General features: G+C 50.0%; 15 protein-coding genes, 1 pseudogene and 1 riboswitch. Of the genes and pseudogenes, 13 read left to right on the top strand and 3 right to left on the bottom strand.

The features are described from left to right. Positions 1–6: 6 nt before the first annotated feature. From ACFPXP_RS19150 to ACFPXP_RS19175, 6 genes are all read left to right on the top strand, one after another. The gene (locus tag ACFPXP_RS19150; protein ID WP_379896071.1) at positions 7–873 is read left to right on the top strand and encodes a carbohydrate ABC transporter permease; all 867 of its coding nucleotides are present in this window, start codon (positions 7–9) and stop codon (positions 871–873) included. 76 nt (positions 874–949) lie between these two features. After that, the gene (locus tag ACFPXP_RS19155; RefSeq protein WP_379896072.1) at positions 950–2,641 is read left to right on the top strand and encodes an extracellular solute-binding protein; all 1,692 of its coding nucleotides are present in this window, start codon (positions 950–952) and stop codon (positions 2,639–2,641) included. A gap of 204 nt (positions 2,642–2,845) precedes the next feature. Beyond that, a complete protein-coding gene (locus ACFPXP_RS19160) occupies positions 2,846–4,417 on the top strand; it encodes a response regulator (protein ID WP_379896002.1) in 1,572 nt (523 codons plus the stop codon). A 47-nt stretch (positions 4,418–4,464) separates the two neighbouring features. Further along, positions 4,465–6,207 (top strand): sensor histidine kinase, encoded by a 1,743-nt coding sequence (locus ACFPXP_RS19165; protein ID WP_379896004.1) that lies wholly within the window; start codon positions 4,465–4,467, stop codon positions 6,205–6,207. A gap of 86 nt (positions 6,208–6,293) precedes the next feature. Then, positions 6,294–8,837, top strand: coding sequence for a beta-mannosidase (locus tag ACFPXP_RS19170; protein ID WP_379896005.1), 2,544 nt, complete (start codon positions 6,294–6,296; stop codon positions 8,835–8,837). Between the two features lie 277 nt (positions 8,838–9,114). Further along, positions 9,115–9,540, top strand: coding sequence for a hypothetical protein (locus ACFPXP_RS19175; protein ID WP_379896006.1), 426 nt, complete (start codon positions 9,115–9,117; stop codon positions 9,538–9,540). A 243-nt stretch (positions 9,541–9,783) separates the two neighbouring features. Here the strand turns inward: ACFPXP_RS19175 and ACFPXP_RS19180 are convergent, their stop codons facing one another. After that, a complete protein-coding gene (locus tag ACFPXP_RS19180) occupies positions 9,784–10,605 on the bottom strand; it encodes a class I SAM-dependent methyltransferase (RefSeq protein WP_379896007.1) in 822 nt (273 codons plus the stop codon). A gap of 223 nt (positions 10,606–10,828) precedes the next feature. After that, positions 10,829–11,034, top strand: a riboswitch (cobalamin riboswitch). A 191-nt stretch (positions 11,035–11,225) separates the two neighbouring features. Here ACFPXP_RS19180 and nrdI point away from each other — a divergent pair. The 5 genes from nrdI to ACFPXP_RS19205 all read left to right on the top strand — a co-directional run bounded on the left by nrdI (position 11,226) and on the right by ACFPXP_RS19205 (position 17,125). Next, a complete protein-coding gene (gene nrdI, locus ACFPXP_RS19185; RefSeq protein WP_379896008.1) occupies positions 11,226–11,585 on the top strand; it encodes a class Ib ribonucleoside-diphosphate reductase assembly flavoprotein NrdI in 360 nt (119 codons plus the stop codon). Beyond that, positions 11,572–13,656 carry a class 1b ribonucleoside-diphosphate reductase subunit alpha gene (gene nrdE, locus ACFPXP_RS19190; protein WP_379896009.1) on the top strand — a complete coding sequence of 695 codons (2,085 nt, stop codon included), beginning with the start codon at positions 11,572–11,574 and terminating at the stop codon, positions 13,654–13,656. Before nrdI ends, nrdE begins: the two co-directional genes overlap by 14 nt. A gap of 51 nt (positions 13,657–13,707) precedes the next feature. Then, positions 13,708–14,658: a class 1b ribonucleoside-diphosphate reductase subunit beta gene (gene nrdF, locus ACFPXP_RS19195; RefSeq protein WP_379896011.1), complete on the top strand. Its 951-nt coding sequence runs from the start codon at positions 13,708–13,710 to the stop codon at positions 14,656–14,658. A 554-nt stretch (positions 14,659–15,212) separates the two neighbouring features. Continuing rightward, the gene (locus tag ACFPXP_RS19200; RefSeq protein ID WP_379896012.1) at positions 15,213–16,634 is read left to right on the top strand and encodes a sensor domain-containing diguanylate cyclase; all 1,422 of its coding nucleotides are present in this window, start codon (positions 15,213–15,215) and stop codon (positions 16,632–16,634) included. Continuing rightward, positions 16,631–17,125, top strand: coding sequence for a hypothetical protein (locus ACFPXP_RS19205; RefSeq protein WP_379896013.1), 495 nt, complete (start codon positions 16,631–16,633; stop codon positions 17,123–17,125). Before ACFPXP_RS19200 ends, ACFPXP_RS19205 begins: the two co-directional genes overlap by 4 nt. A gap of 205 nt (positions 17,126–17,330) precedes the next feature. On the opposite strand, the pseudogene serS reads toward ACFPXP_RS19205, so the two are convergent. Both serS and ACFPXP_RS19215 read right to left on the bottom strand, forming a co-directional pair. Then, a pseudogene (gene serS / locus ACFPXP_RS19210) lies at positions 17,331–18,619 on the bottom strand (serine--tRNA ligase). 384 nt (positions 18,620–19,003) lie between these two features. Beyond that, entirely contained in the window at positions 19,004–19,630 is a 627-nt protein-coding gene (locus ACFPXP_RS19215) for a biotin transporter BioY (protein ID WP_379896014.1), read from the bottom strand. A gap of 131 nt (positions 19,631–19,761) precedes the next feature. Between ACFPXP_RS19215 and ACFPXP_RS19220 the strand changes: the two genes are divergently transcribed. Together ACFPXP_RS19220 and ACFPXP_RS19225 are read left to right on the top strand one after the other, a co-directional pair. Further along, positions 19,762–20,592: an energy-coupling factor ABC transporter ATP-binding protein gene (locus ACFPXP_RS19220; RefSeq protein ID WP_379896015.1), complete on the top strand. Its 831-nt coding sequence runs from the start codon at positions 19,762–19,764 to the stop codon at positions 20,590–20,592. Next, a complete protein-coding gene (locus ACFPXP_RS19225; protein ID WP_379896016.1) occupies positions 20,577–22,409 on the top strand; it encodes an ATP-binding cassette domain-containing protein in 1,833 nt (610 codons plus the stop codon). Before ACFPXP_RS19220 ends, ACFPXP_RS19225 begins: the two co-directional genes overlap by 16 nt. The last annotated feature ends 23 nt before the right edge of the window (positions 22,410–22,432 follow it).

A 22,432-nucleotide genomic window follows, 5' to 3' on the forward strand; every position in this document is an offset into this window, starting at 1 on the left:
CGGATTATGGTCATCGTGATCCATCTGCTTCTTGTCATTCTCGCATTTGTGACGTTTTACCCGTTCTGGAATGGCGCGGTCATTTCCTTCAACAACGGGATGGATACGCTGAAGGGCGGCATTACGTTTTGGCCCAGACAATTTACATTTGAAAATTATAAGGTCGTTTTTAATGATGAACGGCTGCTGAACGGATTTTATATTTCCGTCCTGCGAACGGTTATTGGAACCTTCCTGTCGATTTTAGCGACCGCCATCTTCGCTTACGGAATGACCAAGCAAGAGCTGATCGGGCGGAAGTTCTATATGGTCTTCTGCATCATTACGATGTATTTCAGCGGCGGTCTGATTCCCACGTTTCTGCTGATTCGCGGCATGGGACTGATGAATTCATTCTGGGTGTTCATTATCCCCGGTCTAATCAGTGTATGGAACATGATTATCTTTCGAACGTTCTTCAAGGGTCTTCCGGCCGGATTGGAAGAGGCGGCCAAAATCGACGGCTGCGGCAATTGGGGAACATTCGCGCGAATCGTTCTTCCGCTTTCCGGTCCAGTCATTGCGACGCTGTCCTTGTTCACTGCGGTATACCATTGGAACGAGTGGTTCCTGCCCAGTATCTATATTACGGAGGAAAAGCTGCTTCCAATCCAGACGATGCTGCAGCAAATTTTGAATTCCAATATTATGACAGAGCAAATGGCGCAGCTCGATTCTGCTTCACAGGGGCGGATGGCCAGCATGCAGACCGTGACGACTAAATCTCTGTCCATGGCTACGATGATGGTGGCGACCATTCCTATTATGCTCGTCTACCCATTCGTACAGAAATATTTCGTCAAGGGTGTGCTGGTCGGTTCATTAAAAGAGTAAGTCGGCATGTTTGCAGGAGTTTAAAGCCTATTGCTTTAAACATATAACCATTGGATGAAAAGGGGTTGTACGAATGATGGCCATAAGGAGAATCATGCTGTATGCGATGGCGATCTTGCTGATCGCGGCGGCAGTACTGGCTGGCTGCTCGAACAATGAGTCAGGCGGCAATGGGGAAGGCGGTCAAAATACAAACAACGAACAAGGCAATATCAGCGAGCAGAATAATAGCGGGGAAGACAGCGGAGAAAATGGAATTTTTCAGTTGGGAAGCGAGCCGGTTGAGTTTAGTTTCTATGGTAATTATGACTGGTACACGATGCCGGAATGGGGCGGGGACAAAGCCACCGCATGGATTAAAGAAAATATGAAGGTCAACATCGAAGCGATTAACTCTGGAGGGAACGCTGCACAAAAGCTGAATACGATGATTGCTTCGAATGAACTGCCGGATGTCATTTGGATGGAGCGCGGCGCAGATGTGGAAAAGCTGCGTGCAGCCGGCATGCTGGTGCCTTATGACGATTATTTGGAAAAATATCCGAACCTGAAGGAATGGCTTGGCGAAGAAGGGCTGAACATGCTGCGGTCTCCCGATGGCAAAGTCTATCAGTTCCCGAACTGGTACACGAATCAGCCGAACGGGAATGCAGGCTATGTCGTGAACAAAAAGATTTACGAAGAACTGGGATCCCCGAAGCTTGAGACCACAGAAGACTTCTATAATTACTTAACGATGGTGAAAGAAAACTACCCGGACGTTGTTCCGTTCGATCCGTACTTAGCGAAAGAAGGGCAAGGGCTGGATGTGCTTTATTCGGCATTTGCTGAAAATCATCCGAACATCTATGTCGGCATTCGGGGGGTTCCGAATGGAGATCAGTTAACTTCAATTTTCACGGACCCGGTATTCCGTGAATCTACACAGTTTGCCAGCCGCTTGTTTCGTGAAAAGCTGATGAGTCAGGATGCGTTCACCCAGACGCTCGACCAGATTAAGGAGAAGGTGAACACGGGCCGTGTGGCAGTTATCGCTTCGGCGAGTCCCACGGAGGTCGGAATGGAAGGGCATATCCAGCTGACGGCTCAAGATCCGGATGCAGGGTATTTCATGATTTGGCCGATCCATAAGGAAGGGCTGGACAAAAATAAAATATTTACCGGCACGTATAATAAATTAGGCTGGAACGTAAGTGTCATTACGAAAGCTGCGGAAGATCCAGAGAAAATTTTCGCTTTCCTCGATTGGTATACAGGTCCTGAAGGGCAGCGTGTGATTTTCTGGGGACCGGAGGGCGAATATTGGGACAGCGTCGATGAAGACGGAGCGCCGATCTTTACAGAGAAGTATATAAGTGATAATGAAGGACTGTCGAAGCTGCAAGGAATCACGACAAATTTCCAATGGAACGGGAATACGGTATATATCGATACGTCGAAAGCAAAATATGAAATGACGCTTCCGGAGGATCAGCGCAACTGGGCAACCCGCTGGCAGTCTGAAATTACGTGGAAGACTCAAGCCGATGCCACAGAATTCATTAATTTAGATCCGATGCCGGATAGTGAAGAAGGGATTATACAGCAGACTGTAGAAGATATTTTCTTAGAAGCAAGGGCGAAGGCGCTTTACGCGAAGAGTGATGAAGAAGTATTGGAAATCCTCGATCAAGCGGAGAAAGATGCCCAAGCAGCGGGATATGACAGTCTGCTGCAGTTTAAAACGGCAAAATGGCAGGAGAACTTGAAGAAGTTAAACGGACAATAAACGCATAGGCCGCTTCGCGGATCAAAAGGGGTATGCTGCTAGCGGTATACCCCTTATTCAATGGATTCGGTTTGTCTCAAAATTCTTTTTCGAGCTAGTTGATGCTTACGGGCAACGTTGAATGATTTTCGTGGGACAAAATAGGATTTGAAGCTTTGCTTCACCTGGCTGGGTGATTTCATCAAGCAAATGGAGTGGATGACCATGTATAGAGTCCTTTTGGCCGATGATGAGCAGCTTGATTTGGAAGGGATGCAGACCTTTATTCCTTGGTCTGAACTGGGGATGCAGGTGGTAGACGCGGTGAACAATGGGTTTGCGGCATGCCGTGTGATCGAGCAGCAGCGGGTTGATATTCTCGTTACCGATGTCCGCATGCCGAACATGTCTGGAATTGAGCTGGCCAAGAACGCTTTGGAGAAGCAGAAGCATCTGCGTGTCATCTTTGTCAGCGGACATCAGGATTTTAACTATGTGAAGCAAGCGCTGTCCCTAAACGCATGCAGCTACGTTCTGAAGCCGATGGATGACGAGGAACTGATTCAATCGCTTAAAAAAGTGCGAAATGAGCTCGATGCGGATCGAAAGCGGTTACAGACGGAAAAGGCATTCAAGCGGATGGTGCCGATCGTGAAGAACGAGTATATGCTGCAGCTGCTGGAAGGTACGTTTGAACAGGAGACGCTGGAATTGCTCCTCAGTGAATATCGGATGCATGAGATCGTTTGGCCTGCTCGGATTTCGGTCTTGGAAATAGACGATTTGACCTGGAAGCTGAACTCGTATGGGACGAAGGAGAAGCAGAAGCTGCTGGCGAAGTTTTTCACTTACGCTGCCGTGCTGCTGAAGGAGCAGGGGATTCAGCATCTATGCCGTATGGGTCATCATCGCATTGCGTTTTTGCTGGAAGGCGGTATGGATATCAGCCCATTAGGTAATTTGCTGAACCGTATCCAAGGGCCGCAACCTTTTACGGTGACTTGCGGCTTAGGGGGCTGTGTGGCCTCAATGACAGACCTGCAGGAATCTTACCGGGAAGCGGTAGAGGCGCTCGATTACAAGATGTTTCATGGCAAAGGAAAAGTCATTGAGTTTGGTGAAGTGCACGCCGGGGACATGGAAGACGCTAGGAATTTGGAGGTTCAGCTGGACTCATTGTTCGAGGCAATGACTAGGTATGAGCTTGTCCGTATCCATGATGAGCTGGAGCAGCTGTTTCGAGTTACGTGGAGCCTGAGGACCAAATTTACGGTTTGCAACTTTGCGATGTATATCATCATGAAGCTGGATGAGTACCTGCATACTTTGAACGAGGATTTGTTCCGGATGCTGGGGCTTGAGTTGAAAAATCTCGACATTCTGCTTCATTTCGAAACGGTGGACGATATCTTATCTTGGCTGCGCCGAAGAGTATTTGAGCTGTCGGAAATGCTTCAACAGAAGAAGCGGAAGAAGAACTGGAAGCTGGTCCAAGACATGATGGAATACGTGGAAAGCATGCTGCATGATAATGTAACGCTGCGTGACGTGGCCGATCATTTCTCATTTTCCCCCAATTATCTTGGTTTGTTGTTTAAAGAGGAGACGGGGCAAAATTTCAGCGATTTCGTCATTTCACTGCGTATGCGGAAAGCGAGTGAGATGCTAGCGGACCACAGCTTAAAAATTTACGAGGTCGCCGATAAAGTCGGGTATAGATACCTGCCTTACTTTAGCCGGCAGTTCAAGGAAATGTTCGGCATGACCCCATTGGAATACAGAAGAAGCCGGGCCTAAGCGATTACTGAGGATGGCACGAGATTGGAATGGGAAGGCGTGACGGAATGAAGCGCGGAAGGACACGAAAATATTTGCCGTTCGGTTATAAATTAATGCTGTCTTATTGTCTGCTCATTATCGTTCCGGTGCTGCTCGTCGGTTATGCCTCCAATTCGATATTCGTGGATTCCATCACGAAGCAAATCCGCGGCAATTTCCAAGGGATCTTGCAGCAGATGAAGAATAATATCGGGTATAAGATGGACGACGCGGTGCGTCTTTCCGAACTCATTTATTTCGATGAGACGCTGGCCAGTCATCTGCGGCATTATGAGGAAGGCTGGGTCAGCTACGAAGCGACAACCAAATATTTGCTCCCCAAGTTCGTCAGTACGATGGAAGCGACGGATCGCAATACTTGGCTGTCCATTTATCTCCATAACAAAAGCCTCCCCGAAATTTACAACGAATACGGAGACAGCGATCCGCTGAAGGTGAAGAGTCGGTTATTTGACTTGTATCATATCGATCGCATTCAAGACAAGGGGTGGTATCAGGACTTCCCCAAGGAAGAGTATGGGAAAACAACGCTGTGGAAACAGATTGAGAACGATGCCCGGCACGGACGCATCTCCATGCTGCGCAGAATAATCGATTCGAATGAGCCATTCCAGCTGCGTGAGGTCGGTTTTATGCGCCTGAGTGTCTATTTGTCCGACTTGTTCGAAAGTCTCGATTACCAGAAGTTTGGCGACGGAACGAAGGTGTTCATTGTGGATGAGCGCGGGAAGCTCATGGCTTCTTCCAGTCAAACAGAGCTTCCGGAAGGGACGCTTTGGACCGAAGAGAATGCGGAGAACCATCTTATCATACGGGAGTCGCTTCCAGGGCTTGGCTGGGAGCTGATCGCGCAAATTCCGAAATCGGTGACGGGTAAAAATACGGAGAAAGTACGCGTCTTGGCGTTCCTCGTCTGTCTGGGAAGCTTCATCCTGTTTTCTTTCGTGGGGATTTTTATTTCAAGATATTTCGCCAAGCGGGTCAACAAAATTACGGCCGTCATCGATTCGTTTCAGGAAGGGACGTTTCATAAACGGGCGCCTGTCAAAGGCAGTGACGAGTTCACACAAATATCGGCTGCGCTTAACGATATGGCGCAAAACATCGGACAGCTCATCAATGAGGTGTACATCACGAATATACGAAAAAAGGAAGCGGAGCTGGAATCGCTGCAGGCGCAAATCAACCCGCATTTTCTATATAATACGCTGTCTTCGATCAATCGGCTGGCGAAGTTTGGAAAGACCGATAAGCTGCAGCGCATGGTTATGGACTTGGCGAAGTTTTACCGGCTGACGCTCAATGAAGGGCGGACGGTGATTCCGATCCGCGATGAGCTGGAGCAGGTAAAGGCATACTTGGCCATTCAGAAGACAAAATACGATGAGCGAATGCAGGTGCATTACGATATCGATCCCGAGATATTGCAGTATGAAACGATCAAGCTCATATTACAGCCGTTTATTGAAAATGTGTTAGAGCATGCATGGTGCGGTGACCGAATTCATATTCGGGTTTGCGGGTACATGGAAGGTCAAGATGTTTGCTTTAAAGTGATCGACGACGGCATCGGCATGCGGGAGGAGCTGATGCGGCAGCTGATGGAAGCCGATGACAGCTTAGGATACGGCATTCGCAACGTGAAGCAGCGGATTGAGCTGCATTACGGCAAAGGATATGGCGTGAGGATTTTCAGCAGGCCTGGGATTGGAACAACGGTGCTGATTCGTGTGGCTGCTCGAATGTAATATGTTATATGTTTCATATAGATTAGAGTTGGGAAGAGGAAGTAGAAGTGACCGTCATTTTCATAACATGGGAGGCAAGGGGAGACATGGGTGAAATTCATTTCGTACTGAAACATTGGAAATTTAAGGAGAGCAAGGACGATCAGTGGCGCTTGGCGCACGTACCCGGCTGTGTGCATACCGATTTGCTGCGTCACGGAATCATTCCGGACCCGTTCTATGGGACGAATGAACGCGAGCTGCAGTGGATTGACAAAGCGGATTGGGAATATGAGGCGCATTTCGATGTACCGGACGATGTCATGGAGCATTCGCGTGTCAGCCTTGTCTTTGATGGTCTGGATACCTATGCCGATGTGTTTTTGAATGGAGAGAAGGTACTTTCCGCGGACAATATGTTCCGCAGTTGGAAGCTGGATGATGCGAAGGGCAAGCTGAAGCCGCAGGGCAATGTGCTGCGGGTGTATTTCCGTTCGCCGGTTGCTGAAGATATTCCTAAGCTGAAGGCGCTTGGCTACGCACTACCTGCATCGAACGACCAATCCGAGGCGGGCGGATTGGGAGATCAGAAAATCAGCGTATTTGCTAGAAAAGCGCCGTATCATTATGGCTGGGATTGGGGACCCCGATTTGTGACGAGCGGCATCTGGAGAGAGGTGCGTCTGGAAGCGTGGTCGAACGTTCGCATCACCGATCTGTTCATTCGCCAAGACCGTGTCACAACGAATGCCGCCGAGCTTACGGCTGTCGCTGAAATTGAATCCGAAGCAGATTGGCAGGGGAAGCTTAAAATTTCGGCTGCAGGGTTAGAGTGGGAGCGGGACGTGATGTTAGCTGCCGGCGTGAACACAGTAGAGCTGAAGCTGGAGATTCCAAATCCGAAGCTGTGGTGGTGCCGCGGCTTGGGAGAGCCGCACCTGTACACGTTCTATGCGGAGTATGTGCAGGAGGGCCGCACATTAGCGGAGCGGTCCGTCCAGACCGGACTTCGATCCGTACGGCTCGTGCGGGAGAAGGACGAAGCAGGAACGTCATTTTATATAGAGCTGAACGGGGTTCCTGTGTTTGCGAAGGGAGCGAACCATATCCCGAACGACAGCTTCGTATCGGAAGTCACGTACGAGCGGTATAAGCATGAGATTGTCAGCGCGGTGGAGTCTAACATGAATATGCTGCGGGTGTGGGGCGGAGGCATCTACGAGCAGGATGACTTCTATGATTTGTGCGACGCGTACGGACTCATGGTATGGCAGGACTTTATGTTCGCGTGCAGTATGTATCCGGGAGACGAGGCGTTTCTGAATAATGTCCGCATTGAGGCTGAGGAGAATGTAAAGCGGCTGCGCAATCATCCGTCCATCGTGCTGTGGTGCGGCAATAATGAGATCGATACGGCGTGGTCTCATTACGATGAGAAGTCTGGTTGGGGTTGGAAGCAGCAATATTCGCCGGAGCTGCGGGAGAAGATTTGGGCCGACTACGAGGCGATCTTCCACCGGATATTGCCTGAAGCGGTTCAGAGAATCGCTCCTATTGCGGAGTATTGGCCGTCTTCTCCGATGGCAGACTGGACGAACGATGCATCGCAGCATGCACGCAATGATTCGTCCAGCGGCGACATCCATTACTGGGGCGTATGGCACAATGTCGAGCCGTTCGAGAACTACAACAAGGTTATCGGACGGTTCATGAGCGAATACGGCTTCCAGTCGTTCCCCGAATGGGAGACGGTGCGCACCTATGCCAAGGAGTCCGACATGGAGCTGGAGTCCGAGGTGATGCTGCAGCATCAGAAGAACGGCAGCGGCAATCGGCTCATCAGGCAGTACATGGAGATGTACTTCCCGGAGCCGAAGGATTTCCGCTCGTTCTTGACAATGAGCCAGCTGCAGCAGGCAGAAGCGATGAAGACGGCGATTGAGGCGCATCGCCGCCGCAAGCCGTACTGTAGGGGCAGCCTGTACTGGCAGATGAACGACTGCTGGCCGGTCGCTTCCTGGGCCGGGATGGATTATTACGGCCGTTGGAAGGCGCTGCAGTATACGAGCAAGAGCAGTTTTCAGGATGTGCTGCTCTCGATGGACGGAACCGGAGAAAGCATCGGCTTTCATCTTATCAACGATACGCTGGAGGAAATCGGCGGAAGCCTGCGGATTATGCTGCTCGACTTCAGCGGCAAGCTGCTGCAGCAGTGGAAGCCTGCGGCATCGGCAGGGCCGAATGAGGCGCAGGTGGTCTATTCGCTGAAAGCGGAAGAAGTGCTGCGAGGCTATCGCCCCGAACAGGTGCTGCTGTTGGCCGAGCTGGAACAGGATGGGCAACTGCTGGATAGCAGGACGTATTATTTCGTCACGGCGAAGCAGCTGGAGCTGCACAATCCGACCATTACTTGCGAGTCGGTGGAAGCGAGCGGAGGAACACGGGTGCTGCTGCAAACGGACACATTGGCTCGTTACGTTACACTGTCTGCCGAGACCGAAGGCATCTTCAGCGACAATCACTTCGATCTCATTCCAGGCATACCGAAGGTGGTTGAGTTCAGGATACGGCGTTCGGGTGAGGATCACTTTAGCGCAGCCGTTCCCGGTGAGCTGACGATCCGCTCGTTGGCGGATTTAACGAAGGCGTAGAATGATCGGCGATAAACAATAGGTTGGTTGAAGACAAACAGACCCGCCTGCTCGATGCAGACGGGTCTGTATTTTGATTCTTCTATGTTAATGGGGGGGGTATTTCAAAGTATAGGCCCCCAACCTTAAAGGAAGCTGAAAAAAGCATTTCAATTCTGTTACAGAATGTGAAGATGGTGAGAATGGAAGGGACGATGATAGGATGAATAGTTGCAGAACGGCAACCCTTATCGCTTATCGATCGTCTTTTACAGAAACGCAAATATCGGAGGAAAGTATGAAAGGAATACACTATGTTGGAATCATTTTAGTATGCGGATTACTGCTATTGTCAGCCTGCTCGAATGAGGAGGCAGCAATAAAGATATCCCCTTTGCCTGATATAAAAGCTCATCTGTCTAAGGTCTATACGGATTTAACCGAAAATGCAGGCTGGTATGTGGTTACTCCAGATAAACGGACATTCACGATTTTTGCTGAGGCAGAACAAACAGAAACCGTTTTGGTTTGGATCGTCCCTACCGGTACCGAAACATGGGGAGAAAGGGAGCTTGTGGGTTACGATATCGATGGAAGTGACGGATGGTCCTTTACATGGGAATTCGGGGATCGGACCTTTCACGACCGAATCTATGTTCAGGCGCTGGGAAGTGATGGGATGACCCAAGATACTGAGGTCATCAAGGTTACATCAGAAACCTAGGATTCTGCGACCAGTTAGATGAGGGGCATTCACTTGGTCTTCTGAGATCAAACCAAATTCGTTAAGACGAAAGGGCATTTGCGTAGAAGGCAGAAGAGCGTGAATTTCTACCTAATGGATTGGGTAACTATTTATGATAGAGCATTCTCTTATAAGAAATTTGATATATATGGCCGTTTGGATTGATCACTGAGGTGCAGGAGCACCTCAGTTTTTTATAGGAGGATAAGACTTTCTGCTTTATCACTTCACCCCAAGGCGCATTCGATAACTAAACAGCACCTCAAGCGTTCTCCCCTGGAAATAAGCATCTGCATTCCGTTGAAACGATGCCAGATCGTCCGCGAATTGTTCACCTAGCCCGGCTTTGAGTGCCGCCTGCAGTCCGCCTTGGCTGACCGCAATGCCGACATATCGCTCTGCATCACACGGCTCGGTATGGTGAAACACGACCTCCTTGGTATATCGAAACACACCGCTCTGCTGCAGGTTTTTCAAATGCTCCTCTTTATTGCGCTTGCTTGCCCTTTGATCCGATGGAACATTCTCTTCAAGGATCTCCTCCGCTGCAGCGATCAGATTCATATACTCTACTTCCAGCTCCCAGCTTAACGTCGGGGGCCAATCGCAATCGTAGGCAGCGAATACGCCTCCTTCTCTGAGCAGACGAGAGGCTTCCTTCAGCGTGGATTCGGGCTCCATCCAATGGAACGACTGGGAGCAGGTGATGATATCGACGGTGCCTGTCTCAAGCTCGAGCTGATTGGAGTACCCCTGAATAAAAGAAATATTCTGCAATCCACTCTGCTGCAGCTTTTGCTCCGCCACTGCCCGCATGTCCTCATTCGGTTCCGCGCCAATAATTCGATCTGCATGCTCGGCCCAAATAAACGTAGACAATCCTGTTCCGCATCCGACATCTACGACATGTGAGGGCCGTTCTCCCGCATACCTTGTCAAAATCGGAATGACCTGCGCAGGCGCTTCTGGCCGATAAGTATCATACACATCGGCAAAGCCGGAAAATCTTTCGATATTGCGCTTCTCGTTATGCTCAGGTATCATTAGAATCCTCCTTCTCTAATAAGGCGTGATGATTATCTATTATATCAAACGGTCATGGCAGATCTTGATAAAATAATTCAAATCGCAGTCAAAATATTGATTCGGATTGAAAGTCGAGCATGGTTGAGATAAATCTACGAAATGGGTGCGAAAACGATTCAAATCTAGTCTCATGATTGATTGACACATCACTATATATTGATGTATTGTATTAATCGTTAACTACATATTGATATGAACAGGTGTTTTGCTGCGAAATATCGTCTATAAAGCTAGCAAAACAAAAGAGGGAAACCGGTGTGAATCCGGTGCGGTCCCGCCACTGTAATGGAGGAGCTTGCAGCGATAGCCACTGACTTGTAGAAGTTGGGAAGGGGCCGCGAGCGATGATCCTTGAGCCAGGATACCTGCCTGTTCATGAACACTGAGGATCTACGGGAGATAGGGAGGTGTTCGGACGGCGCTTTTGTTTTTTTACATAAGATAGGATCTATTCTTTTGTGAACAAAACCCTGCGCATCCGGACTTCTCTATTGAAGAACGGGTGCGTTTTTAATGCGGTTTTGGGTAATCCCTTGATCAAGGGTCCGATGTTTTTACTGTTGAGGAGGTATAGCAGCATGCTCATTGCCTATGATTCCCGGACGGGAAATGTATCGCGGTTCGTCAACAAATTAGGAATGAAAGCGATCCGTATCGATGAGAATATGCAGCTGGATCAGCCGTTCGTGCTGATTACGTATACGACCGGCTTTGGACAAGTGCCAGAGAAGGTGCAGGCATTTCTCAAGAAAAACTATACATATATGAAGGGTATCGCTGCGAGCGGTAATCGGAACTGGGGAGACGGGTTTGCGAAGAGCGCGGATACGATTTCCAGAACATACGGAGTGCCAATCATCTCCAAATTTGAGCTGTCAGGTACGATGCAAGATATTACGAGGTTCCGGGAAGGAGTGCAGAGCATTGCGGCATATTGAGCTGAACAATGAATTGATGCAGCGCGGCGAGGATGGATTTTACCGGTTGGAGAAGGACCGGGATGCAGCGCAGGTTTTACTTGAGGAAGTAGAGTCCAAATATATTTCTTTCGATTCGGTCGAGGATCGGTTGAATTATTTAATAGATAACGATTATTACGAGAATGTATTCGAGAAGTATACCTTGGCGCAGATTGAAGAGCTTTACCAAATCGTGCACGGGGCGAAGTTTTCCTTCTCTTCCTATATGGCAGCTTCGAAGTTTTATAAGGATTACGCATTAAAGACGAACGATAAAAGCCAGTATTTAGAGAAATATGAAGATCGTGTCGTCAGTGTGGCACTGCACCTTGGCGATGGGGATGCCGAGAGAGCGAAGCGGATTTGTACTGCCATGATTGAGCAGCGTGTACAGCCCGCGACGCCGACATTCCTGAATGCGGGCAGAAGCCGCAGAGGAGAGCTTGTATCGTGCTTCCTGCTCGAAATGGACGATACGCTCAACTCGATTAACTACGTGCTGGGCACGTGTATGCAGCTGTCAAAAATCGGCGGCGGTGTAGCCGTGAATCTGTCCAAGCTTCGCGGACGCGGCGAGCCGATCAAGGGCGTGGAAGGTGCAGCCAAAGGCATTATGCCGGTCATGAAGCTGATGGAGAACGCCTTTAACTATGCGGACCAAATGGGTCAGCGCAAAGGCTCCGGGGCTGCGTATTACAATATCTTTGGCTGGGACGTTAATGAGTTTCTGGAGTGCAAGAAGATTAACGCCGATGAGAAGACGCGGATTCAGACGCTGTCGATCGGCCTCATCGTTCCGAATAAATTTTATGAGCTGGCTGAAAAGAATGAGCCGCTTTACATTTTCGCGCCATACTCGATCTATAAAACATACGGCCAGCATATGGACGACATGGATATGGACGTCATGTACGAAGAGCTGCTGGCGAACCCGAACGTCCGCAAGAAGAAGCTGATGTCGGCGCGTGAAATGCTGACGAAGATTGCGGTTATTCAGCTCGAATCCGGCTATCCATATATTATGAATAAGTCCAATGCGAATCGGGTGCATGCGCTGAAGGAATTGGGCGCGGTCAAAATGTCCAACCTGTGCACGGAAATTTTCCAGCTGCAGGAGACGTCCACGATCGGCAACTTCGGAGAAGAAAGCATTATTCGCAAAGACATTAGCTGCAACCTCGCATCGATGAATATTGTGAATGTGATGGAGCAGAAGAAGATGCGTGATTCCGTACATGCCGCGATGGAGGCACTCACCTCGGTGACGGATAAATCGGAAATCGAGAACGCTCCCGGTGTGCGGAAGGCCAATAACGATCTGCATTCTGTCGGTCTGGGCGCGATGAATCTGCATGGATTTTTCGCCAAAAATAAAATAGCTTATGAAAGTGATGAAGCACGTGATTTTGCGCGCACCTTCTTCATGATGATGAATTTCTATTCGATTGAGAAGAGCTCGGATATCGCTAAGGAGAAGGGCTGCTCTTTCCAAGGCTTCAAGCATTCGGATTATGCGAAGGGCACGTATTTCGATAAGTACGTAGAGAATGATTACCGCCCTCGGACGGACAAAGTCAAGCAACTGTTCGAAGGGATGGATATACCAGGCCCTGAGCAGTGGGCTGCATTAAGAGAGAAAGTACAGCGTGACGGATTGTATCATGCATATAGACTGGCGATTGCTCCGACACAAAGCATTTCATATATTCAAAATGCAACGTCCAGCGTCATGCCGGTGGTCGATCAGATTGAAACCCGGACGTACGCCAATTCGACGACATATTACCCGATGCCATTCCTGGCGCCGGACAACATGTTCTATTACAAGTCGGCATATCAGATGGATCAATTCAAGGTCATCGATCTGATTGCGGAGATTCAGGAACATATCGATCAAGGTATATCGACCGTACTGCATGTCAACAGCAGCATTACGACGCGGGAATTAGCCCGCTACTATATTTATGCGGCGAAGAAGGGTCTGAAATCTCTGTACTACACCCGTACAAGACATGCTTCGGTAGAGGAATGCTTGAGCTGCTCCGTATAATAGAAGGTCTTGCGTGGATTGAATATGTGAACCGGGAAGGATGAATCATCTTTGAAAGCAGTCAATTGGAATCGACCTGACGATGACTTTTCGTTAATGTTTTGGAATCAAAATGTGATGCAGTTTTGGACGGACGAAGAAATTCCGCTTTCCGACGATAAAATGAGCTGGATGCAGCTCAGTCCGGAAGAGCAGGATACGTATATGAAGGTCCTTGCGGGACTGACGCTGCTCGATACAGTGCAGGGCGGCGTAGGCATGCCGCAAATTTTGGAGCATGTCGACAGCCTGCAGCGCAAGGCGGTGCTGTCGTTCATGAGCATGATGGAGCAAATTCATGCCAAATCGTACAGCAGCATCTTTACGACACTGGCGCGCACCGAAGAAATTGACGAGCTGTTCCGCTGGGTCGAGCAGAGCCCGCACATGCAGCGAAAAGCGGAGACGATCTCCGCATTTTATAACAAGATACACAGCCAGAAGGACTTATATCTGGCGATGTCGGCATCGGTCATGCTGGAAAGCTACTTGTTCTACAGCGGCTTCTTCTATCCGCTATATTTGGCGGGTCAAGGGAAAATGACGAGCAGCGGCGAAATCATTGATTTGATTTTGCGCGACGAGAGCATTCACGGCTTGTATGTCGGCATTTTGGCACAGGAAGTGTTCCAAAAGCTGACGTCCGAAGAGCAGGAAGAGTGCCTGCAGGCGGTTCGAGGCTTGCTGTTGGATTTATATGAAGTAGAGAAGGACTATACGAAGGAAATCTACAGCAAGATTGGCCTCGCTGATGAGGTACTGGCGTATGTACGCTATAATGCGAACAAAGCCTTTATGAATTTGGGCTTAGAGCCTGAATTTCCAGATGAGCCGATTAACCCGATCGTCATGAACGGGATTCGGACGCAGACGAAGCAGCACGACTTTTTCTCGAAGAAGGGGAACGGCTACATCCGTACGCTGAACGTCGAGCCGCTGCGTGACGAAGACTTTGTATTTTAATATCGTAGGAGTTGAACCGAGGATCGAGACCGATCCTCGGTTTTTTTACCACATAGTAAAGTTTCACTTCATTAGAGTAATAAAGGCCTAAACTTTTCTACCTGAAACTTCCACTATAATGCGGTCGCACTTCCTCGAGGACTCCGATAGGAGTTTTTCTCATAAAGATTAGAAAGTTTAACGTTTTTGAGGTTGCCCATGGATGACTCTATTGGGAATTGCCGGATGTATAACCCACAGCCACCCTAAGCTAGTATAATTTCTTGCTCGAATCAAAGGACGCCGTCCGGCGTTTTTCTTACTTGATTAGAAGGCCAAGGATTCTTTATGGGCGAAGCTGAAACGTGATCCAATAGAACTAATCCCCTAGGAGGATATAATCGAATAGATGTCGAAATGGTCATGAAAGACTTGTGAATGATGCGGGTGATCCAATGAATATTTTATGGGTTCCATTTGCGATATTGTTAGCGTTATGGTCTAATAGGTTCCGTTTTAGGCTCCCCGATGCTGTACATAAAGCGGCCCTTTGCACTTGGGTGACTGCCATTTGCATGCTTTTACTTTATAGCACCGAGAGCAGTTTGATTTTGCAATGGGGGACTGCTTCAGTAGTTCTTATTTGGGCCTACACCTTTTGGTGGGCAGGAGGCTTGATCGGTGCAATCACGATGTCGGCATGGTATGTCTGGATCACGGGAGAGAGTGCGTTTAATCCGATCTACATTGGCTATGCATTGCTGGCGCTGGTTGTTGGTTTTATCGCTCAATATACATCACGCCGGACGGCAATCCAACATGCAGTACAGCTGCAGCTGCACCGTCAGGCGAAGCAGCTTTCTCTGCTCAGTGACATTAGTCTGGCACTACAGCGAACAAACGACCTTCGAAGCTTATTGCATATTATATTGACAGCGATTACAGCAGGTTACGGACTTGGCTTTAACCGTGCGATGCTGTTTCTGGTTACAGATGACGAAGGAACGATCAAAGGGGAAGTCGGGATCGGCTCCATGTGCGAAGAGGATGGATATAAGATATGGGAAGACATCTTCCATAACAATATGGACCTGCATGATTTTATTCGGCGGCAGCATGAGGCAGAGATCAAGGACGTACAGCTGAATGATCTGCTGCGTCAGATCACCATTGCGCCGGAGACCGAATCGATACTGCATCAAGCGCTGCACGATAAACGGCCCTATTTGATCCATGACATTGATTTGAATGACCCGGTTCAGCATCGGCTTCGGCAAATATTTCGGATGCAATCCTTTGCCGTTGTCCCCTTAATTAATCAAAACAAGCAGATCGGTCTGATCTTGGTGGATAACAATATTAACCACCATCCGTTGTCCATCGAACAGGTGGATGCGATTGTTCCGCTGGCCGCACAGGCTTCTGTCGCGATTGAAAACGCCAGGCTGTATGATCAGACGGTGAAGATGTCCATTACCGATGGGCTAACCGGATTATATAATCAAAGCTATGCCCAGCGCACCGCGGAGTTGCTTGTCCAGGAAGCAGATGCAGCAGATCGGCCCCTCTCTGCGATATTGATGGATTTGGATAATTTCAAACATTATAACGATACGAATGGTCATTTGGAAGGCAATGAGCTATTGATACAGTTAAGTCGAATTTTACGGGAAACGCATCTGAAGACTACGATTCCTTGTCGGTTTGGCGGTGAAGAATTCGTCGTCCTGCTGCCCGGAGTGAAGGCTAAGGATGCGGCTGCATTGGCTGAGCGGATTCGATCCCGTGTGGAGGAGGAACCGTTTCGTTATCGCGAATCGCAGCCGGGCGGCCGGGTCACCCTTAGCATTGGCGTAGCGGAATATACGCGAGGCTGGACGTGGGACGAGCTGCTGAAAGCAGCGGATGACGCCTTGTACGAGGCAAAACGAAACGGCAAGAATCGTGTCGTCGTCCGCAAAGCGATACCGCAAGCTGCAGGGGGTGTGGATGGATGACGAATGATATATCGATTGTCAGCCTGCTCTTGTTTATGATGATTGTTGTTATGTTGAGCAGACGCGCTTATTTCAGCTTTCTCCGGCGGGTCTCGGCAAAGACGCTGCGCCGCATCGGTCTCTCGCTGGATGAGCTCGATTTCGTACTGCACGGCTTAATCTACTATCTGCCCATACCGAGCCATGATCCGGATATTTTAGCATCCCGTCTGGAGGAGCTTCATGTGCATGTGCAGCTCAAATCTTGGTTGTATCCATCGGTGCTTGGTGTGAGGGTCTCCATGAAAATGAAGAGCGGGAAGGAAATCACTGCGGCTTACTTGAATAGACATGAGTATCGGGCTGCGCTGCTGGATCGGTTTTCGCAAGAAGGGCGCATCAGTGATCGGGAGTATGAATGGATCGCTTCGGCTCATCTCATACAAGAGCAGACCAAAGAACAGATTCGGCAGCATGTATATGAGGAAATCCATAACCGGCGTTATTTGTGACACTTCAGACCGGTTGCCCAATAGAACCGAGCAATGCCCCTTTTCCAAGGGGACGGCGCTGTATAGACAGAAAGAGACCCGCCAAGCATTGATGCTTGCGGGTCTTTTAACATGTATATATATGAATTAAAGGGGGTTGATCCTTATTATAGGCCCCGAATCTTAAAGGAGGATGAAAATTAGATTTCATCTATGTTACAAATGTTTACTCCTTCGTTTCAGACCGAAGCTCGGACGCCCCGTTCATATATTTTCTCAGCGCTTCCGGAATATAGATGCTTCCATCCTCGCGCTGATGATTCTCGAGGAGTGGGATCAGGATTCTTGGCGAGGCGATGGCGGTATTGTTTAAGGTGTAGCAATACTGAAGCTTTCCGTTTTCATCTCGCCAGCGAATTTGTGAGCGGCGCGCTTGGAAGTCCAGCACATTCGAGGATGAATGGGTCTCTCCATAATTACCTCGGCTCGGCATCCTGTTTCGATATCGTATTGCTTGTATGTCTTTTGCGACATGTCCCCGGTGCACACCGCCATGACCCGATAAGGCAGCTCGAGCAGCTGCAAAATATGTTCCGCATGGCCTGTGATCTCCCCAAGAAGCTGCTCGGATAATGCCAAATCGTTTTTGCAGATAATGACCTGTTCTACCTTAGAGAACTGGTGAACACGGTACAGGCCGCGAACATCCCGTCCGGCTGAGCCAACTTCCTTCCTGAAACAATTCGAAAGTGCAGCCAGCTTGACGGGCTGTACTGCATCGACGATTTCACCGCTGAAGTACGACACGAGGCTGACCTCCGAGGTGCCGACGAGCCATTTATCCTCATCCGCGATCTTGAAGGTTTGGTCTTCTCCGCTCGGGAAAAATCCCGTATGCTCGAGCGCCTCTCCCCGCACCATAACGGGCACGTCCAGAAGCGTAAACCCTTGGCCCGCCAGCACATCCAGCGCCAGCTGCTGCACGGCGCGGTGAAGCTGCATGCCGGTATTTTTCAGATAGTAGCTGCGGGTGCCCGCCACCTTGACGCCGCGGGGGATGTCGATCATATCCAGATGCACTGCGAGCTCGACATGATCCTTCGGCTGGAATGTGAACGCGGGAGGTGACCCTGTACGGCGTACCTCCACATTGTCGGCATCAGAGCGGCCGATCGGTGTATCCGGGGATACCGGATTAGGCACTCCGAGCATCAGCTGCCGTAGCCTCGTTTCCACCTCGGAGAGCTCAGCATCCAATACGCCAAGCAGCTCGTTATGTTGCTTGACCTGCTCCCTGCGTTGTTTTGCATCCTCGTGCCGTCCTTGCCGCATCAGATCTGAGATCTCCTTCGTCTGTGCATTGCGCCGAGCTCGGAGCTGTTCCGTCTTTTGCAGAAGACGGCGGCGTTGGGCGTCACAGTCCAGCAATTCCCGGGCGGACAGCTTAATTCCTTTTTGTTCTGCGGTTCGTTCAATGACTTGCGGGTGGTTTCGAATCCATTCGATATCCAGCATAATGATGCTCCCTTCACCTTGAAAAATACAAAAAGCGCCCTCATCCGATTGGGACGAGGAGCGCTTTAGGCTCGCGGTGCCACCCAACTTGGCCGGGCCTAGATAGATACAAGGCTCAGCCCCCTTGGTTCCGCGATAACGGGCGGTTCCGGTTCACTTAGGAGCCACCAGCGCAGGTGCACTCGGCGGTCTTGACGAAAACGCCTCGGAGTTGGATGCTCTTCATCGGCATAATCCGTTATTCGAATGATTTGCTCATCATTATATAATGGAGCGGTTCCTGTTTCAAGCGGCTTATTGCGAAATATGAAGCGAGTAGAAGCTGCGGCATACGCATGCAAAATAAGAATGGATTTAATAAGGTCATGCTGCCTTTCAAGCAGCTTACGAAAGCTTTCTCGTGCTGGAATCTTCTAAAATCGCAACCTTGGCTCCTCCGGTACCTGTTAATTGCCAGGAGGGATACATTTTCCGGATCGGAACGACAATGATCGTCGCGATGACGACCTTCGCGAAATCGCCCAGAAGATACGGATAGCAGCCCAAGGCCATCGCTTTGGCGAATGAAACTTTCATTTTATATGCCAGCCAAGGAACGCCGGTGACATATAAAAGCAGTGATCCGAACAGCCCAATGATGATGAAAATTTGTATGTATGCTTTGATTCCATCACCTTTGACACGGTTGACAAAATAGCCGATGAGCAGCGCACTCAGCGGAAACATCCAAATAAATCCGCCGGTGGGACCAAGTATTTTGGCCAAGCCGCCTTGTCCATTCAAAAGCGGAAGTCCCAATGCGACCAATACGACGACTGTAAACATGCTGAAGAAGCCGTAGGATGCACCGAGAAAGGCCCCGGTGAGCATAATCGCCATCGTCTCCATCGTTATAGGGACAGGGGAGAAACCGAGCTGAATTTGTAAAAAGCTCATCACGACCATGAGCGCACCGAACAGTGCACTAAACACGATGCCTCTGACAGTAATGCGCTGTGATTTTGTTTTCATTCGAACACCTCATTTCTTCATTCGATATGCATTAGAAACGTTTCCTTAACGAAATTAACGCAAACCGGTTGTCATTGTCAACCGTTTTGTGAAATAATAAGGTTAACAATTAAAAATCGAGGAGAATCGCCATGAGGAATAAGACAGCGTTTGAAGCGGATGGCATGACCGTGGCCTTCCAATCTGCCGCTGAGGTTTCTTATGTTCTGCGTGAACTGAATCTGCGAATTGAACAGGGGGAGTTCGTCTTCGTGGTGGGCAGAAACGGCAGCGGCAAAAGTACACTGCTGAAAGTAATGGCCGGGCTGTGCCCGATTTCCCGCGGACGCGTACAAACCTATTCATGGCCTGAGGTCCAGGCCGTCTTTCAAAATCCGGACGCTCAAATGATTGGGGAGAGTGTGATCGAGGAAGTCTGCTTCGGTCTGGAAAATCAGGGAATGGCCGCGGAAGAGAGGGTACGGCGCGCAGAAGAAGCCCTGGAGAAGGTACGGATGAAGCATCTCATGCATCAATCCGTGGAGAAGCTCTCGGGGGGACAGAAGCAGCTGCTGTGCATAGCGGGTGCATTGGCTTCGGATGCGCAGCTTCTTGTTCTCGATGAGCCGACGTCGATGCTTGATCCGATATCTCGGGAGCAGATCTTAACCGTTGCTCAGACACTTCATAAGGAAGGGCGGACCATTGTTTGGGCGACGCAGCTGATGGAAGAGCTTGGCTATGGAGAGCGAGTCGTTGTTTTGGATGAGGGCAACATGGCATATGACGGTACGCCGGAGCGCTTCTTCTATGGGGATGACTCCGTATCAGAGCTAAGTCCCTGTGAACAAGGCGGGTTTCGCAAGCCATACATCGTCGAAACGGTGGAGCATCTGCTGCATTCTGGGCTTTCACTTTCTGAAAGGCCTGTAACGATACCACAATTTAAGCGAGTGATCGAAGACTTATGTCCATTCAGATAAACGGTCTCGGGCTGGATCATCCGGAAGGAAAACGCCAAATACTAAACAATATCACATTGACACTGCAAGAAAAGCACATCACGCTTCTATTGGGCAAGACGGGTGCAGGCAAGTCCACGCTGCTGGATATCATGTCGGGGCTGCATCAGATGGACCGCGGCGCGATCCTGTACGGAGGTCGGCCGTTATGGGTGAAGCAGAAGCCGCAGCTTGTCATTCAGCGGGCCGTTGGCCAGGTGTTTCAGTTTCCAGAGCAGCAATTGTTCGCACGAACGGTGCAGGGGGAATTTGATTATTCGCTGCGTCCATACCCGCTCAGCAAATCCGAGCGGGTCAGGCGGACGGAAGAAGCGCTGCTCGGCATGGGGCTGCCGCAGTCATGGAAGGAGCGTTCTCCATTTCAGCTGAGCGGCGGGCAGAAGCGTAGAGTGGCACTTGCAACCACTTTGGCCACGGAACCAGAGTGGCTGCTGCTGGACGAGCCGACGGCAGGCTTGGATGCCGATTCGAGCGATAGGCTGATTCAGCAGCTTACCTCCATGAAGGCAGCGATGAGAGGCGGCATCGTGATTGCTACGCATGACTTGGACGCATTCTGGGAGGTAGCGGACTATGTGGTGATGCTGCGTGGTGGAGAGGTGGCAGCGCAGGGGACGCCTGCTCAGCTGCGAATGCAGCCGGAGGTGTGGGAACGGGCAGGGCTGGCGCCCCCAGCCAGCGTAGAAGTGGCATGGCATTTGAGCGCTCTCGGCATGCACATGCCGGAGGGTGTCCTGACTCCGGGACATATGGCGGAACATATTATGAAGCACGTGCAATGCGCCATTCAAGCAGGCCGTGTCGGAGAAATGTCTGCCCCGGACGTTACGGACGACAATCAACATGCATCGCATCGTCCCTCCACCGAAAGCGCAGGCCCCTACCGTCAGCGAGAAGACAGAGAGTCCGCCGCGACGATCACGGAGACATCTGATCTGTATCTTCCGCAAACATCCGCTTCTCTTGAGAAAGTGCACGGATCGCCCGCATCCGCTTCAATAGAGCCGGAAGGTATAGCCCTTGAAAAAGCCGATCCAAGGGGGAAATGGATCGTCTATATGCTTTGGTCCATTGCGATCCTTCTCCAAGATGCTTGGGTCGGAGTATGGGCCGCAACGCTTATAACGGCAGCGGTCATCGTACCGTCGGGCTTGTCGCCGGGCAAGCTGTTCTCGATGATTCGCCCGTTTCTAATCCTGATCATCGTCTCTGTTGGTTTGTCGGGGGTGAGGATCGGTGAGGCGCCAAGTGGAGTTCGTCATCTAGGTTCTGTCTATTTCGAGATGGAGGGGGCGCTCGTGACCTTGATGGAGCTGTGGAAAATACTGCTCATCATGGTATTAGGCTTTGTTCTTCAGGCGACCACAAGTGCGCTAAGCATGAAGAAAGGACTGGAGCAATCGCTGGCTCCGCTTCGTAAAATCAAAATACCCGTTGACATCTTATCGCTTGCGGCATCGCTAATTCTTCGGTTTATCCCGCTTTTGATGAGAGAGGCGGAGCGTTTCTCACGCATCGTTCGCGCGCGAGGTAAGCAGACCGCCAAACCTGGGCGAATTCGGCTTCGTGATATGCCCGTTATGGTGATTCCGCTCATCCTGTCGCTCTTCCAGATCGCATCCGATCTCTCCACGGCGCTTGAGGCTAAAGGCTATAAAGCGGCGGGGATGCAGCGAGCACCATCCCGCACGCTGCGTATGGTGCGAGGCGATTATGTGCTGATGGCAGCGGGCGGTGCCATTTTTATTCTCCTCATGCTCTTATCTTTATTGGTATAATATAACCAAATGGCGAATGGAAA

The organism is Marinicrinis lubricantis (assembly GCF_042658665.1).
In the GTDB taxonomy this organism is placed as follows: domain Bacteria; phylum Bacillota; class Bacilli; order Paenibacillales; family KCTC-33676; genus Marinicrinis; species Marinicrinis lubricantis.